Origin of the sequence: Copranaerobaculum intestinale, assembly GCF_009831105.1 — a bacterium.
GTDB classification, from domain to species: domain Bacteria; phylum Bacillota_I; class Bacilli_A; order Erysipelotrichales; family Erysipelotrichaceae; genus Copranaerobaculum; species Copranaerobaculum intestinale.
The window spans coordinates 826,185-841,020 of record NZ_WUUQ01000001.1; the positions used below are offsets into that span (position 1 = coordinate 826,185).

18 protein-coding genes and 2 tRNA genes are annotated in these 14,836 nt (G+C 32.8%); 13 read left to right on the forward strand and 7 right to left on the reverse strand.

Annotation, left to right across the window (positions count from 1 at the left end; all coding sequences use genetic code 11):
* Positions 1-37: 37 nt before the first annotated feature.
* A complete protein-coding gene (locus GSF08_RS04065) occupies positions 38-1,120 on the reverse strand; it encodes a transglutaminase domain-containing protein (RefSeq protein ID WP_160624532.1) in 1,083 nt (360 codons plus the stop codon).
* Positions 1,121-1,250: 130 nt separating this feature from the next.
* Positions 1,251-1,338: transfer RNA gene (locus GSF08_RS04070), tRNA-Ser, on the reverse strand.
* 97 nt (positions 1,339-1,435) lie between these two features.
* On the opposite strand from GSF08_RS04070, the gene GSF08_RS04075 reads away from it, so the two are divergent.
* Positions 1,436-1,511, forward strand: a tRNA-Lys gene (locus GSF08_RS04075).
* Between the two features lie 122 nt (positions 1,512-1,633).
* Here the strand turns inward: GSF08_RS04075 and GSF08_RS04080 are convergent.
* The 4 genes from GSF08_RS04080 to GSF08_RS04095 form a co-directional block, all read right to left on the reverse strand.
* A complete protein-coding gene (locus tag GSF08_RS04080; RefSeq protein WP_160624533.1) occupies positions 1,634-2,068 on the reverse strand; it encodes a tyrosine-type recombinase/integrase in 435 nt (144 codons plus the stop codon).
* Positions 2,069-2,428: 360 nt separating this feature from the next.
* Positions 2,429-3,187 carry a hypothetical protein gene (locus GSF08_RS04085; protein WP_160624534.1) on the reverse strand — a complete coding sequence of 253 codons (759 nt, stop codon included), beginning with the start codon at positions 3,185-3,187 and terminating at the stop codon, positions 2,429-2,431.
* Between the two features lie 347 nt (positions 3,188-3,534).
* Positions 3,535-3,978, reverse strand: a complete 444-nt coding sequence (locus GSF08_RS04090) for an ImmA/IrrE family metallo-endopeptidase (protein WP_160624535.1) — start codon at positions 3,976-3,978, stop codon at positions 3,535-3,537.
* A gap of 11 nt (positions 3,979-3,989) precedes the next feature.
* A complete protein-coding gene (locus GSF08_RS04095) occupies positions 3,990-4,472 on the reverse strand; it encodes a helix-turn-helix domain-containing protein (protein ID WP_160624536.1) in 483 nt (160 codons plus the stop codon).
* 193 nt (positions 4,473-4,665) lie between these two features.
* Here GSF08_RS04095 and GSF08_RS04100 point away from each other — a divergent pair, with 193 nt between their 5' ends.
* The 7 genes from GSF08_RS04100 to GSF08_RS04130 all read left to right on the forward strand — a co-directional run bounded on the left by GSF08_RS04100 (position 4,666) and on the right by GSF08_RS04130 (position 8,082).
* Entirely contained in the window at positions 4,666-5,076 is a 411-nt protein-coding gene (locus GSF08_RS04100; RefSeq protein WP_160624537.1) for a hypothetical protein, read from the forward strand.
* A gap of 161 nt (positions 5,077-5,237) precedes the next feature.
* On the forward strand, positions 5,238-5,705 hold the full coding sequence (locus GSF08_RS04105; RefSeq protein ID WP_160624538.1) for a hypothetical protein: 468 nt from the start codon (positions 5,238-5,240) through the stop codon (positions 5,703-5,705).
* 55 nt (positions 5,706-5,760) lie between these two features.
* On the forward strand, positions 5,761-6,216 hold the full coding sequence (locus GSF08_RS04110) for a hypothetical protein (protein WP_160624539.1): 456 nt from the start codon (positions 5,761-5,763) through the stop codon (positions 6,214-6,216).
* Positions 6,217-6,234: 18 nt separating this feature from the next.
* On the forward strand, positions 6,235-6,738 hold the full coding sequence (locus GSF08_RS04115) for a phage tail tube protein (protein ID WP_160624540.1): 504 nt from the start codon (positions 6,235-6,237) through the stop codon (positions 6,736-6,738).
* A gap of 345 nt (positions 6,739-7,083) precedes the next feature.
* Positions 7,084-7,332: a hypothetical protein gene (locus GSF08_RS04120; protein WP_160624541.1), complete on the forward strand. Its 249-nt coding sequence runs from the start codon at positions 7,084-7,086 to the stop codon at positions 7,330-7,332.
* A gap of 74 nt (positions 7,333-7,406) precedes the next feature.
* The gene (locus tag GSF08_RS04125) at positions 7,407-7,640 is read left to right on the forward strand and encodes a hypothetical protein (RefSeq protein WP_160624542.1); all 234 of its coding nucleotides are present in this window, start codon (positions 7,407-7,409) and stop codon (positions 7,638-7,640) included.
* Positions 7,641-7,833: 193 nt separating this feature from the next.
* Positions 7,834-8,082, forward strand: a complete 249-nt coding sequence (locus tag GSF08_RS04130; protein ID WP_160624543.1) for a hypothetical protein — start codon at positions 7,834-7,836, stop codon at positions 8,080-8,082.
* A 1,350-nt stretch (positions 8,083-9,432) separates the two neighbouring features.
* Here the strand turns inward: GSF08_RS04130 and GSF08_RS04135 are convergent.
* Entirely contained in the window at positions 9,433-9,825 is a 393-nt protein-coding gene (locus tag GSF08_RS04135; RefSeq protein WP_160624544.1) for a hypothetical protein, read from the reverse strand.
* 592 nt (positions 9,826-10,417) lie between these two features.
* On the opposite strand from GSF08_RS04135, the gene GSF08_RS04140 reads away from it, so the two are divergent.
* From GSF08_RS04140 to GSF08_RS04160, 5 genes are all read left to right on the forward strand, one after another.
* The gene (locus tag GSF08_RS04140) at positions 10,418-10,819 is read left to right on the forward strand and encodes a DUF6673 family protein (protein WP_160624545.1); all 402 of its coding nucleotides are present in this window, start codon (positions 10,418-10,420) and stop codon (positions 10,817-10,819) included.
* Positions 10,809-11,402, forward strand: coding sequence for a bacteriophage Gp15 family protein (locus GSF08_RS04145; protein WP_160624546.1), 594 nt, complete (start codon positions 10,809-10,811; stop codon positions 11,400-11,402). Before GSF08_RS04140 ends, GSF08_RS04145 begins: the two co-directional genes overlap by 11 nt.
* A 121-nt stretch (positions 11,403-11,523) precedes the next feature.
* Positions 11,524-11,781 carry a hypothetical protein gene (locus tag GSF08_RS04150; RefSeq protein ID WP_160624547.1) on the forward strand — a complete coding sequence of 86 codons (258 nt, stop codon included), beginning with the start codon at positions 11,524-11,526 and terminating at the stop codon, positions 11,779-11,781.
* 167 nt (positions 11,782-11,948) lie between these two features.
* Complete coding sequence (locus tag GSF08_RS04155; protein WP_160624548.1) at positions 11,949-14,177, forward strand: coiled-coil domain-containing protein; 2,229 nt, start codon at positions 11,949-11,951, stop codon at positions 14,175-14,177.
* Entirely contained in the window at positions 14,177-14,836 is a 660-nt protein-coding gene (locus GSF08_RS04160; protein WP_160624549.1) for a hypothetical protein, read from the forward strand. The genes GSF08_RS04155 and GSF08_RS04160 overlap by 1 nt, the downstream gene beginning before the upstream one ends.

Here is a 14,836-nt window from a genome sequence, read left to right on the forward strand (position 1 = left end):
AAACAAATGTATACATTTGTGCATAAAATGTATACATTTAATAGAAATAGAGAATTGCATGTAATTCAGGTATCATATAGAAATTTATATTTTTCAAAGCGATGCCGTTAGTTTCCAGAATAGAAAAGAGCCGATACTGATCGGTCAGCTGCTGATGCACGCTCTGCATGGTTTCTGCCGTATCAAATTTCATGAGCAAACTGCGATTGCCGGCTCGCACACTGTCTTTCACAAGCTGCTTTACTTGTTCCTCATCATAGGAAGTAAAATAGCAGTTGTTTTTCATATAATAGGTATCCGCAGTAGCGTTTGATATTTCATGAGGAGCCATCTCATTGTAAAGCTTCGCAATCTCATTAGAGGTCATACCGAAGTATATATAACGATAGTCAGATACATTCTGACCGTTATCACTGTCGGCATATGTGGTATCTAAATAATAATATTCATCATCCATCTTCACCATATTCCATGCATGGCTGACATTATTTTCTGTAGCTTTACCGGTTATGAATGCACAATCGATATCCAGCATTGCCAGCAGATACTGCACCGCTTTGGCATAGCCGGCACAAACCGATGTTTTATTAATCAGGGAGCTGATGATATTCTGTGAATTTGGGGCATCATCCACATATTCTGTTTGATTGATGATGAAGTCATAGATGTATTTTACTTTCTCATAGTCATCGGCATTTTTATCTATTCCCTGAATGATTTGTTTGGAAATAGATTTCAGCTGCCGGTTAAAATCTTTGATTTCTGACTGATCAAATGCATAAACTGGATAGAAGATCATATTTGATTTCTTTTCTTTGTCTCGCTGGTAGCGGAATTCAGAAGTCCAGAAAATTTCCGGGTGATCGGCTAATACACTGTCAAAGATCTTAATGATTTCAGCTTCCGAAGCAGCATGAATGGATGCTTTTTCTTTATGATCCATCAGGGTATTAAATATCTGGTCATAATCTTTTTTTTGTTTTTTGTCCAGATGGGTACGGGCATACATGAAATGGGAATCCTGTTCAATTGGTGCAGTCTTTGCATTAGGAAGAATGCGACCGCAGCCGCTCAGCAGCAATGAACTAGCCATTACAATCAGCAATAATCGTTTCCGCATATCGATCTCCTTTTCTATATTTTATCAGATATTTGGAAATATCTATACTAGTTTATTATTGGTGGTGATCTTTCATGTATGCAGCTATATAATAAAAAAAGTCCTTCAAACGAAAGACTCAATTTTTATATGGCGGAGAGTATGAGATTCGAACTCATGGTAGCTTTCACTACACAGCCTTTCCAAGACTGCACCTTAAACCACTCGGACAACTCTCCATAGCAGTACTCTATAATTTTAACGAAAATTAGAAATTTGTCAAACACTTATTGCATTCTTTTTTCAATTATGCTAATATATCACTTGCCGATAGATGACTCCTTAGCTCAGCTGGCAGAGCAACTGACTCTTAATCAGTGGGTCCAGGGTTCGATTCCCTGAGGGGTCACCATGTAAAAAGATACGGAAATCCTTTGTTTAATAGGGTTTCCGTTATTTTTATGTATTCATAAATGATAATGTAAATTTTCCTATATCCGCCACATTTACCCTCGTTTTTCCACGCTCTTGGGTTCAAATTGGGGTCAAAGAATTAGAGGTGTTTTTAATGTAATTATCCAGTAATAAAGGGGCTTTCATATTATCTGTATCGGGGTGAGTATATGTATCCATTGTGATCACAACACTTGCATGACCCATTAGGTATTGCCGCTCTTTTAACGGGACACCAGCTTTGTCGAGCAATGTGGCATAATTATGCCGGAAGATATGGGGAGTCAGGGAGTCAATGAATTCATCGTATTCTAGTTCAACGGCTTTTTTATTCATTTTCTTGATAATTGATTCCCACATTTTTTTGAATGATTGCTGAGTAATCCATTCACCTGATTTTATTGATGTGAATAGGTATTGTTTTTTTAATGTAGTTAAGTAATATGAAAGAAAAGGGAAACATTGGTCTATAAGGGGTATATCTCTTTCACCCGAATCTGATTTGGTTTCTTTCATAGAGGGTTGATTATTGATAAATTCAACAGTCTTTTTGAAGTAAGCCAAAGCTTTGCATAATCATGGAATATAATTAATTAATATATTATTTCGTTTGAGATAGTCAGATTTCATAAGAGTCTTATTATTTCCAGCTCTTCAATCGTTGTGCCATATATCTTTACTACGATTGGATTTCCAGTGTTGTAGCCTCTGCCTACAGTAACGTTTGTTGCGTATCTACGGCCTTTTTTTGTATCGATTTGCCATTTGCATACCTTCGTATAATTTGTTAGAATAGGTAAAGAAAAGGATAGTCTGTCAGGACATTTTTTCTATACAAGACACCCGGTGCTTAAAACACCGGGTGTCTTTTTATTCTTAAACAAAGTTGTTTAAATAAATTTTATTAGCTGTTAAATATTTTAAGAAATTGGCAAATATATTTATAACTTTTATCTCAGCATCAATATTATCTTCATCAGATACCCATGAATGTGTATCAGTATTATACGTATAATATGCTTCACCGGTTTTGTATGTAATAGTTTTGTCTTTCCAATTGATAAGATATAGCTTTCCTTCAATTGTGGTAGCAAATGTATTATTTTCTAAATTAAAAACAGATACCCCAACATTTTGATAATCACCAAAAGTTTCAATTGATTTTATAATGTATGATTCATCATCTGACTCAAGCTTATATCCCAAATTAATTAAACGTTTTTCCACATCGGAACTATCATCACTTTTTGTATTGCTCGTGGTGTGCTTCTTGTCATAATAGTCCAGAACATTAATTATTTGGGATTTTTTCAGTCCCATTTCATTCAGCCAATCTAAATAAGCATCATATTGTAATTTTTCATCTTTTGAATCATTTTCTTCCTTATCGATGATATTGGCATGCTTCTCGTTAACATCTTCTTTGCTAAACGTGTAATTCGTTCCTACATATGTGTTATCATACTTCTGAACCCAAATATAAGATTCATCATCTTTATTTATGTTTGTAAAATAAACATAATGCGTTTCTTCTTCATCTGAAATATTAAATTTGTAACCCTTTTTCTCTAATAATTCAACTACCTCTGAATTTGATAATTTTGTATTATCATCTTTATTGCTACAAGCCGCCATCCCCAATACCAATTGCGCATATAAGCGCTGTAAAAACCTTTTTCAACTTTTTATCCTCCCATAATTTATATGTATAACATGCTCATCCATGTTGATACCCGATTGATTTTTTTCTGATTTCTCTATGCTGGTATATTTTATTTCATATTCCGTTTTGGAAAAATCTGTTCATGCTTGATTGAATTTTTTGCATGAGGCATTACGTATATAAATTAATTTGCTTATTTAATGAACCTTACGATTATTATAATAACTGTCACCTAAAAAAACAACTCACATTACCAGCATATGTATCATTCCCAAAGCAGTTATTTATGCTAGAAAATTGCTAATAAAAAATGATTTGATCAGTTTAAGCTTATGTGGTTTTGCGATTCATATTCCCAAAAATCATTTGCGATTTTTTCTGGTACACCTTTGTTAATCAACAATGATGGTATGCAAAGATCATGGATATCTTCATCCGCCAACAGACAATAACAACCAAAATAGTTTGCTTCAGCTTCTGTACGGTTTCGATATCGCTCTGCAAGAAAATGATATTCTGTTCCAGGATTGTAATGGATCAGGTAATGACCGATTTCATGATAGAGTACAAACTTCTGATAATTTTCCTCCAAATCCGGTTTTACAAAAATAATTGCCTTCCTATTATAAATTCGCAGTAATGCATCCATGTTAAGCCCCATCTTCTCGTTCATATAGACCTTTTGAATACTCAGCTGTTGTAGCATATCCTCAACCGCAACGGTAGGAAATTGTGCCAATAAATCCTGATATTTCTTGAACATTGTTAGCCCTCCTATTTCAAGTACTTCGAGGCTTTTTGCTCCATTTCATAAATATCGTTTGCCAAGTCGATCAATTCTTCCTGATTCATGGATTCTATATTCATTCCACCCATTGCATACATCTGCCCGCTGATCATAAATGCATATGCATCATCAAAGCTTTGAAAATGACGGTTTTCAACCCTAGCATGAACTCGCTGATATTCTAAATTCAATGTAGTTTCTACAGCTTTCTTTCCATATGCATCAAGTGAGCGGTAATGTGTGATCAGCTGCTTTTCATGCAAGGTATACGTTTCATCTTTAAAGTCAAAAAAGTAATTGGGTGATACATCAAGAACCTTGCATATACGCGTAAGTGTCTCTAAGTCCGGTTTACTGATATTTCGTTCCCAGTTATTGACCGTTGTATTGCTGACAGAAATCTGACTTGCTAATTCATTCTGACGATATCCTTTTAATAGTCGCGCCTCTTTCATCTTTTCACCAAACATACTATCACCTCTTCTTACATCAATCATAGCACATTTGTAAATTTAATGATATTTAAAATTCAATTAAATTGGATTTTTAAATATTGATATCCATTGACATTTGCAATTTGCAGGAATATTATGGTATTAAATCCAATATAATTGAATTTAATTTATAAATGTTCAATTAAACGGTGGTGGGAGGAGAAATGAAATGATTACACAAAAAGACAAGGCAGAACAATTTAAAAGGGATCTGCGTTCCAGACAATTTTATGAAGGAATGGTACGGGAATATGATTTGAAGCTGGAAGAAATTAGTATCCATCTTCAAGGTGTCAATTCGCCGCGTACCGATGTTGTAAGAAAGACAAGTCATCATCGGCAAAACAATTTTGTTTATTGGCTTATGGAGGAAGAAATCTGTATCAAAGAGCGAAAGAACTATTGTGATCGGATTGCTCGGATGGATGAAACATTGGCAAAACTGGAAGATGAAGAGCGGGATTTGATCGTCGATCTTTATGTAAAAAATAAACGTCATGAAAACGTTGCAGATGAACATCATATGAACCGACAAAATATGTATAAAAAAATTGACAAAATGCTTTTTCGAATTTTATGAAGGTTGCGACAATGTACCAAAGCAGAAATGATATGATACATATGCGGAAGAAAAACAAGCTTTTCTTCCTCTGCCTTTTGTTTGAACGGCATAAAAAAACAAAGCGTGTGAAGGCTGTGCTTCCGAAATAATTCACAGGATGTTCAAAATTGGGAGGGCTTATGAATACTTTACAGTCAATGAAATTTAGCGGATATGGTATGGATTATCCCACCGCGGAGGTAAAGAAGTACAGTGATAAGGAATTAAACGATCGAATTGCAAAAGCAAAAAGAAAAGCAATAGAAAAATTTATTCGAAAACTTGGCTATACAGATGAAGCAGCACTACAGGATTCGCTTCACTATGAAGGGAAAGCGGATTTATTGCTTCGTGAAGAAGCATGGAAGCAGGAAAAACAGAAGCTTCATGTGGAATTGAGTCGATGCCGACGAATGCTCATGTTGTATGAACAAAATATTGATCCCATGTTCTTTGAATTTATTCTCTATCAGCTTCAAGATGAAAGCGATACTGAAATATTCCAATCCAAACTTCAGAAGTTTATGGAAGATCATCCCCAATATTCCAAAGCGTATTCTAAAACGGATGAATTACATCCCTTCGTACTGCTGTATAAGAATACATAGGTTCTTTCATTTTGAACTTTTAGTATAGCTTTTCTATTACATCAGGAGGATCATCATGTTGGAAAACAAGCAGTTAGAATCTTTGACAATGTATGATCAGAAACGTATTGTTGATAGTCTTCTGCCATTTTTGGACACCATTCCTGATCTGCCTTCACCGATTAAATTTGGAGTCTTACATAAACAAAGTGTTTCCATGTGCGTCCAGTTTTTAAAAAGTGAAGTACAGAAAAGACAGGATATTACCGGGGGATATACAGGAAGTCTGTATTTCTCAATCTGGTATCGATTCCAAGAAGCGGATGCAGCGACAGAATTATATGGTTCTAATGTCATGTATCAGATTAATGAATTTTTTGATTCTGCCTGCGAAAATAATGCATTGCCAGTATTAGGCGATGATATGCAGTACTTGAAAATAGGAATGATTGAGCTTCCGACGGTAGAACGAAAAATAGACAATATGTTGGATTGCATGGCTATTTTTGAGTGTAGAATTGAACATCAATAAAAAAAGGAGAAAACAAATATGACTTCAGTAAATGCAGCAGGTATCGCTACGCGCGATGAAATGTTATCGTATATGAATACAGGATCTGGCGATCAGGCAGTATGGAGCCTGATCGGACAGGGTTTTACAGAATTGACAGAAGCTTTAAATGCAAAGACTAAGGATAGTCAGTATATTCACCAGAAATCGGGAACATCTTCCGTGATTGGATATGCCCCTACTTTTACATTTGTGGCAGAGCTTGATAAAGCGGATCCAGTGGCATCCTTTATTGCCAATATTGGACGTGAGCGTAAAATCGGTGCGGAATGTGAGACCGATATTGTGAATGTTTATTCCTGGCTGCCGGGTACAACTGAGGGCTCTGTGGTTGCTTATCAGCAGCATGTAGCCGTGAAAGTGGATAATAGTGGCTCCGGTGTCGGCGGTGAAGCAATGGGTCTTGCCGGCGCTCTGTTATACAAGGGTGATGCAGTAAAAGGGGAATGGAATCCAACTACAAAGACTTTTACAGCAAAATAAGATCAAAGCGGATATTCATTATCCGCTTTTTTAATAAGAATAGCAATTACCATCTTTTATTGACTGTGTTCAGCATATTAAAAAAATCTCGATTCATTACTGCTGAAGCGATGAATCGTGAATATCCCGTTGGTTTAGCTTTTAAACGAGGTTGAAATTAATCGAAAGGAAATTGATATACAATCTGATACTATGTACTATTTGAATACTTCTAATCTAGAATGTTAGTATATGTCGTCTAAAAGAAATTATATAATAAAAACAGATATCAAAAGAAGTCTAAAGCTATTGGAAAAGCAAATAGAAGATGATATGCTGAAAACATGAAAGAAGAGAGGAATTATTATGAAAAGAAATTTTTTAGGTTGTTTTAAAATGGATCCATGCGATATTCGTGATCATATGTTTAATGAAATTATAATGGGAATACAAAAGAATGGAGGAGAAATTTTAAGTACTCAAATGGTAAGTACTCGTCAATCTTTAACTACTTTTTTCTTAGTGCTTTACGAGGATAATAACTTATTTTCTGAAATAAATACTTTATTAGAAAATTATAAAGAAATTACAAAAAAAACCACATGGCATCAATAATAGTATTTAAGGAAAAAAAGACATTTATTTGACATGAAATAATCCTAATATGAAAGTTAATATGGAGGGAAAAGATGAAAAGAGTATTTGTAAGTGAATTGAGTATTTTCAAAACTTTAAAAAGAAAAAAAACTAATAAGTATTATAATGAAATAATTTGTGGAATACAGGAGAGAGGTGGTGAAATCTTTTCAATAAATTTAAGCAATGCAACTTATGGTAATGAAAACGAACTTTTTATTGTTGTATATGAAGATAACAATAATAATGATGAAATCGAGAAATTTTTAGATACGTTTACATCATAGTGATTTTTTGACCACACGTAAGTGTGGTTTTTTTTATGAAAGAAAGGGGAGAGTTACGAATAAAAAGATAATCTTGAATTGAGTAAGAATATATCTAATGTGGATTTGATAGTCGAAAATGCCATAACATGTTGAATTATCTATTAATAATCGTGGTGAATCGTAAACCAACACAATAGAGTATATTACTATAATGAATGATATTGATATCAAAAGAAGTTTAAAGCTATTGGAAAAGCAAATAGAAGATGATATGCTGAAAACAGGAAAGAAAAGAGGAATTATTATGAAAAGAAATTTTTTGAGTACTTTTGGAATATCTTATTTTAAAATTGAAACTTTTATGTTCAATGAGATTTTGGTTGGTATACAAGAGAATGGAGGGGAAGTGTTAAGTACACAAGTTTATTCTCCTAATTCTGGAGCTATTACTTTTTTTTAGTATTGTATGAAGATAATGGATTTTATTCTGAGATAAGTGCTTTTTTAAAAGACTATGAAAAGATTAAAAAAAATATGAATTGGCATAACAACTAATTTATGTTTTTTGAAAGAAATGAGGGAAATATTTGCTTGAAAATGAGGGAAAAGCAATGTGAATATGCTAGGTTAAGGTTAGATAAAAAGAGTGTGTATAAGTTAAATGAATTTTCTGGCAATGTGAAAAAATTGGATGAATGATGTATAGAATAACATTATGAATCATTTACAAAAATTAGACGGTGAAATTATTACTGCTTCATTTCCAGCAGATTTATGGTGCTTTTATTTTTGTTTTATACGTAGATAATAATATGTATCAAGAAATCTCTGAGAGTCTTACGAATTATGAATCATGCAATATTGACTGTGTCTATGAAATAAAATATTATTTTTTAGAAGATTTAATTTATTGACAAAGTATAATTTTTCTAAAAGTTATGCTTTGTCATTTTTTATCCTGACTTCACTATTAACAATTACAATAATAATTATAGAATTTAAGAGCTATTCTTTTTCAATATGCCAGTTCTTCTTCATAATTTGGTTTTGATTATTTAAATGTATTTAAAAATCATTTATCTTTTACTTTCACAGAGCCACAATCCTAAGATATCATTGTACCCATTTACATCAACGTCTTGTATTATGTAAACAGCATATTTCTTCACCTTTTATCTACTTTTGACGTATATATAATTAAGAATGCGTAGCATGCAAATGCTGATAACATTTTCTTCTAATTCTGGTAATACGAGAAAGATTATGTCTGAAACTATTTTATGTAATATCGAAAAGCTATTAATTTTTTTCCGCTAATTTGAAATATTGTGTTTTAATACACTGACGTACCAGCTTATATCTTATTCTCAATACTATTTACATCTCTTTGATGTTAAAAATATCCGCCATGATTATTGATTTCAATATTACCTTACGTGATATTATTGACTATATCTATTTGTTCATTTTTAGACTTTTTTGCCATATATTCTTCCTCTACTTTCTTGTATCGCAAAAAAAGAAAAACCGTGTAAATTGAGAATAAATAGCTCAACTTACACAGTTTGTATTACATATATTCTATATCACACTTTATTACTCAGTTCACCCAATCTATCTTCTGTCATATCACTTATCAATTTTAAGAACATGTTAGAAATATTTTAATGTTTATTATATTCATTCTTTACTTTCATTGAATGGAAAGCCTTTATATTTACATATCTATTAACATTTATTTTTTAAGACTTAGATAGGATGCCAAGATGTGTAGTACATAAATACTGATATTCATAAGTGATAAAAAAGATTAATGATTGTTGTCTCTTTCATATAAAGTAGTTCCAGTAATATCTAAATCTTCATAGGTTAAATCTAATTCTTTTAAGAGACTGTCAATCTTCTTTTTTGCTTTTTTATCACAATTACTATTTTTATCTGGATCCGTATTACTTAACACACAATAACTTGGGTTATATGATGTTGATGATTTTGCACCACTATTATCTTCTTTTGGGAAAAAAGTGAAAGTTATATCATCTCTAGTAAAAATATATCCTTTCTTATCTTTGAAATCATAAAATTCTTCTTCAAATCCATTATCCAGAAGAATAGAGCGAATGTCTTTTTCTTCTTTCCCACCACAACCGACTATACAAGATAAAAATAAGACTGCAAATAAAATAAGTGCTGTTTTTCTCATAAATTCATCTCTTTATCTTAATATTAGCATATTAAATAAGGATTTCCAATAAAGATATATTTACTATACTAATACTTTTAGATTACATTCAGATGCTTCTTTATTAGGTTTCAATTTAGCTATTTTAAGAATTAATAAATTATGTGTTTAAAAACAGATATTTGCTTGAATTTATTCTAGTTAACATAAGTATTTTTGTATAAAAATTTTCCAAAATCAAGATGAAAATAGTCAGATAGAATGGTGTGGTACATAAAATTTAATTTCTCATATATACACGAATCAGAAATAAATATTAATTGTTAAAAATTGGTATTCTTTATACTGTATTTGTGCTAGTTAAATGTTAATGATTATAAAACTGAATCATCAAATTTATAAAGGGAAAGACATATTCCTAGAACTGCGGAAATAGAAAAATAAGACAAAAATAATAACTATATTGCGACAATGTACCTAGATATCCATGATAAGATGATAGTGTGGTTTGATAGATAGAAAACCTTTGCCTTTTGTTTGAATGGCATAAAAAAACAAAGCAATGAAGGCTGTGCTTCTTTTTTACACAGGATACTAAAGGGAGAAAATAAATATGAGTAAATTTGAATTTAAGAATCAGGAAAAGCCAGAATTCTTGAAACTTCAGATAAATGGAAGAAACTATTCATTTAATCCATTGTCATTATCGGTGAAAAGAGCTTCAGAAAAATTTTTGAAGGGACAAAAAGTGCTTATGCGCCAGTCAAAGAAAGAAAATTTAAAACAGGAAGAAATCTCTGATATTGTTTATAAATGCTGTGATTTAGTAAGAGAAACCATTGATTTGATTCTAGGTAATGGAGCGTATGAAAAAATATTTGGAGGCAGAACGATGGATTTTGAAGAAAATCAGGAATTAGTAACCTTTATTTTTCAAGAAATTGCATCATTTACCAAAAATAAGAATCTGACGGTACATGCGGAAGAAATGAATCATGAACATCTTGTTGGATAAGCTTCCGAACAAGGTTGAAATTAATCAGAAGGAAATTGATATTCGATCTGATTTCAGACAGGGAATACAGTTTGAAATGCTGATGGCTGATTCATCAATTTCCTATATGGATAAGATGTTAAAAGCTATTTTAATATACTATCCAAAAGTTCCGGAGGATATATCTGCATGTGTTGAAAAACTTATATGGTTTTATAACTGTGGAATGAAATTGAAAGAGAGAAAAAATGTGAATGGGAAATTAACAAATAAACCGATTTTTTCCTATGAGCAAGATCAATATCTTATTTATTCAGCTTTCCTGCAGTATTATCAAATTGATCTGAATGATATTGAATATTTGCATTGGTGGAAATTTAAAGAGCTTTTTCAAGAATTGCCAGATGAATCAAAAATAAAACAAGTGATGATGTACCGATCCATACCGATTACTTCGAATATGTCTGAGGATCAAAGACAATTTTATGCAAATATGAAAAATATATATCGTTTAAATGATGATCGTTCGGAAAAACAGATTGCTAATTCTTTTGCATCTATCCTTGCTTCTGGGATGATGAATGCCCCTGAACTTGAATACTAGAATATATCAACTTAAAAAAATCATATTGTAAAACAGATTAATGATGAAAAAGTGTTTAAATCTATTGGAAAAGCAAATAGAAGATGATATGCTGAAAACATGAAAGAAGAGAGGAATTATTATGAAAAGAAATTTTTTGAGTATATTTGGGATTGAACCATTCAAAATTCGAGATTACATGTTAAATGAAATATTAATGGGAATACAAGAAAATGGGGGAGAAATTTTAAATACACAAATACAAAAGTCATATCCTAATCATTATGCATTTTTCTTAGTGTTGTATGAGGATAATAATCATTATTCTGAAATTCATGCATTTTTAGAAAGTTATGAAGAGATTACGAAAAAAACCGTATGGCATCAACAAAATACTTAAAGAATAAAATCACAAATAATTTGGGAAAAGAAATCAAATGATTTCTTTTTTTATCTTGATTAATAAAAGAAAGGAATGGTTATATGATAGAGAATTATGAAATAGATTCAAAGACATTTTTAAACCAAATGGATCAGCTATCTATCTCCGTACAGAAGGCAATGCAAATGATGGGTGAAAGTATTTCTGTAACCATGAGTGATTTGGCTTCTACGTTAGATAGAACTATTCAATATATGGACACATTTGCAAGTAGTACTGCTTCAGTTAGTGATGCACAATCCACGGCGATAACAAGCATAACACTGTTCAATGGGGTTATGGGGATGTTAAGCGCAACGATAAATATTGCTAATACCTGTGCAGAAAACTTTAATCTTGCAATGCTTGCAAGTCCATATGTTATCGTCGCTACAGCAATTGCTGGAGTAGTAAGTGCTCTGGGAGTATTATCATCCTTCATGGGTAACGAAATAAGTGAGCATCAGCGTGCCATGGATGCGATCAATAAAGAAATTGATGCAAGAAATGATTTAAAAAGTAAACAAGAGGAACAATTAGCAGCCAATTTAAGTGAAGCAGTTAATATTCAGGGATTGAATAATGAGCTCAATAAACTTGTAAATGCGAATGGTGAAGTAAAAGCGGGCTATGAAGATAGAGCCGCTTTTATTATATCTACATTAAATAGTGCTTTAGGAGAACAGATTAAAATAGAAAATGGCGTGGTAACTGGTTACGATAACGCATCAGGAGCCATTGATAACAAAATTGCGAAATTACGAGCTGAAGCTGTACTGGAAGCAGAATTGCCTATTTATAAAAAAGCATTGATAGAATTATCCGAGGCTCAGGTTAAAGCGGATAAATTAGAAAGTGAAATGTCCGAATTAAAAACAAAAAGGAAGGCCAAAGAAGCTGAGCTTGAAGCTGAATATCATGATAATTGGAGACAAAAAGCTTTAGAAAAAGGAGATCTTCGTTTAGCAGAATTATCACAATTAGAATTAGAAACTGATACAAAGCAAGAGCAATATGATCAGCAGAATAAACTTATTGAAGGATATTATGATGATATTTCGCTCTATGAAACAAATGCTGCGTTAATTGCCAGTGGCAATGCTGAGAATTATGCAAAAGTCCAAATGGAATCTGCTGTAACCAAAGCACAATCTGTTGAAGAGAAAAAAATAGCTTTGCAAAAAGAGATTGATGCGGAAACAGATCATATTGATTACTTGAAAGAATTAAAGAATAAAGAAAAGGATGAAGAAAAACAACGTCAAATTCAAGCTCAAATTGAGGCTGAAGAGTTGAAACTCACTGGCTATCAAAATGAAATTGACGGATTTGTAGAGCAAGGGGAGAAAATAGCAGAGCTAGGAAAAATTAAAAATAATGATGAATTGAGCGCGTTGGAAACATTTATTAATAGCAAACAAGAGAAACTTATAGAAATGAATCAAACCGAGAGTTCACAATGGACTGAGCAGCAACAGCAAGAGGCAGCAGATTTACAAAAATCGATAACCGATAATTTGAAATTATATACAGATTATGCTGACAAAAAGATTTTAAAAGCAAAAGAAAAAACGGCAAAGCTGAATGAAAATTCAACTCAAGAGGAGAAGGATGCGGCAGCAGCAGCCGAACGTGAAGCGGCGAACACATTAGAAATATTAGGACAGAATGCAATTGATAAATTAAATGTTTTGGAAGATTTAAAACAGCGTAAGAAAAATGGAGAATCCGGTATAACCGATGATATGATCGAAGAAGCTGCCAGACAAGCAAAGGAAGCTGAAAAAGGCTATAAAAAAGTCGCAAATAAAGTGGAAGGAAGTTTTAAGGACCTACCTGAAAGCTCACGTAAAATCTTTGGCGATGTAATGATACCAATGCTAGATGAAATGCAGAAGAAAGAAGAACCGTTGTTTAAAAAAGCGGATCGAATAGCTGGGGGAATCCTAGATCGATTGAAAAAATCCTTTGACATACATTCACCTTCCCGTAAAGTGCGTCAAATTTTCCAATATGTAATGGAAGGTGCCAAAATAGGATTGGATGATCGAACTCCGGAATTGTTAAAACAGACTGATGCTATTTCATCTGATGTTTTAGAGTCTTTCCTAAATCTGGATGTATCAGAAGTAAATCGAATGGTTGATAAGATGCAAGATGCATTCCATCGAGAAAATTTTAAGATAAATGGTTTGATACAATCAAGTTATTCACATGAATTGATGACTACCGGAAAATTACATGTCGATGTTCCTGAATTAAAAGCAACTTTAAAGGGTAATCTTGAGAATCACATTTCCATTGACGGGCGTGAAACGGCAGTCGCATTAACGCCTTTTATCAGTGAAGAAATAGCGTTTCAAGGAGGTCTATAATGAAAATAAATGATCATAATTTTACAGAATTTCGCGCAAGTGTTGTGCGATTCTCCCCCGTAAGCATGGAGTTTACGCAAGATATTTTATTTGGCGGTAACAGCTACTATCCGATCATGGGCGAAAAGTCATTAAAGCCGCAGCAGCGTGAATTGGTAATCGACTTTACCCGTGAAGAAGATATCAGTAATTTTTCTGCGGAAGCCCAAAAAGAATGTGTGCTTGATCTGGATGATGGATATCGCTATCACTGCTATCCAACTACCTATGGCAAAATCAGCGAGGAAGCATACGGAGCTTATACCGGTATTTATACGTTTTATACGTTAAAGCAGAAACCGTTGATTACGGAAAATTTGAATGATTCAATCATGAATCAGGGAAATATTGAAACAAACATGATTTATGAAATCACATCAAAACAAGCGATTGATGATTTTTATGTGGGTGATATTCATGTAATGAGTCTGCCCACAGATAAAACGCTGATCATCGACGGTATCGATAAACGCATTTATTATCAGGACAATCCGGATGTTTCAGCCTTCGACAGTGTGATGATTTCACGATTTCCGATGTTAAAAGCTGGACTTAATGAAATCACTAAAAGCGATCCCAGTGTGCAGGTAGTCGTGAAGTACTATCCAACCTTTATGTAA

What these genes read in the sequence shown, in the direction of transcription:
- GSF08_RS04065 (WP_160624532.1), bottom strand. Translation starts at nt 1,120, where the DNA reads ATGCGGAAACGATTATTGCTGATTGTAATGGCTAGTTCATTGCTGCTG.
- GSF08_RS04080 (WP_160624533.1), bottom strand. Translation starts at nt 2,068, where the DNA reads ATGAAAGAAACCAAATCAGATTCGGGTGAAAGAGATATACCCCTTATA.
- GSF08_RS04085 (WP_160624534.1), bottom strand. Translation starts at nt 3,187, where the DNA reads ATGGCGGCTTGTAGCAATAAAGATGATAATACAAAATTATCAAATTCA.
- GSF08_RS04090 (WP_160624535.1), bottom strand. Translation starts at nt 3,978, where the DNA reads ATGTTCAAGAAATATCAGGATTTATTGGCACAATTTCCTACCGTTGCG.
- GSF08_RS04095 (WP_160624536.1), bottom strand. Translation starts at nt 4,472, where the DNA reads ATGTTTGGTGAAAAGATGAAAGAGGCGCGACTATTAAAAGGATATCGT.
- GSF08_RS04100 (WP_160624537.1), top strand. Translation starts at nt 4,666, where the DNA reads ATGATTACACAAAAAGACAAGGCAGAACAATTTAAAAGGGATCTGCGT.
- GSF08_RS04105 (WP_160624538.1), top strand. Translation starts at nt 5,238, where the DNA reads ATGAATACTTTACAGTCAATGAAATTTAGCGGATATGGTATGGATTAT.
- GSF08_RS04110 (WP_160624539.1), top strand. Translation starts at nt 5,761, where the DNA reads ATGTTGGAAAACAAGCAGTTAGAATCTTTGACAATGTATGATCAGAAA.
- GSF08_RS04115 (WP_160624540.1), top strand. Translation starts at nt 6,235, where the DNA reads ATGACTTCAGTAAATGCAGCAGGTATCGCTACGCGCGATGAAATGTTA.
- GSF08_RS04120 (WP_160624541.1), top strand. Translation starts at nt 7,084, where the DNA reads ATGAAAAGAAATTTTTTAGGTTGTTTTAAAATGGATCCATGCGATATT.
- GSF08_RS04125 (WP_160624542.1), top strand. Translation starts at nt 7,407, where the DNA reads ATGAAAAGAGTATTTGTAAGTGAATTGAGTATTTTCAAAACTTTAAAA.
- GSF08_RS04130 (WP_160624543.1), top strand. Translation starts at nt 7,834, where the DNA reads ATGAATGATATTGATATCAAAAGAAGTTTAAAGCTATTGGAAAAGCAA.
- GSF08_RS04135 (WP_160624544.1), bottom strand. Translation starts at nt 9,825, where the DNA reads ATGAGAAAAACAGCACTTATTTTATTTGCAGTCTTATTTTTATCTTGT.
- GSF08_RS04140 (WP_160624545.1), top strand. Translation starts at nt 10,418, where the DNA reads ATGAGTAAATTTGAATTTAAGAATCAGGAAAAGCCAGAATTCTTGAAA.
- GSF08_RS04150 (WP_160624547.1), top strand. Translation starts at nt 11,524, where the DNA reads ATGAAAAGAAATTTTTTGAGTATATTTGGGATTGAACCATTCAAAATT.
- GSF08_RS04155 (WP_160624548.1), top strand. Translation starts at nt 11,949, where the DNA reads ATGATGGGTGAAAGTATTTCTGTAACCATGAGTGATTTGGCTTCTACG.
- GSF08_RS04160 (WP_160624549.1), top strand. Translation starts at nt 14,177, where the DNA reads ATGAAAATAAATGATCATAATTTTACAGAATTTCGCGCAAGTGTTGTG.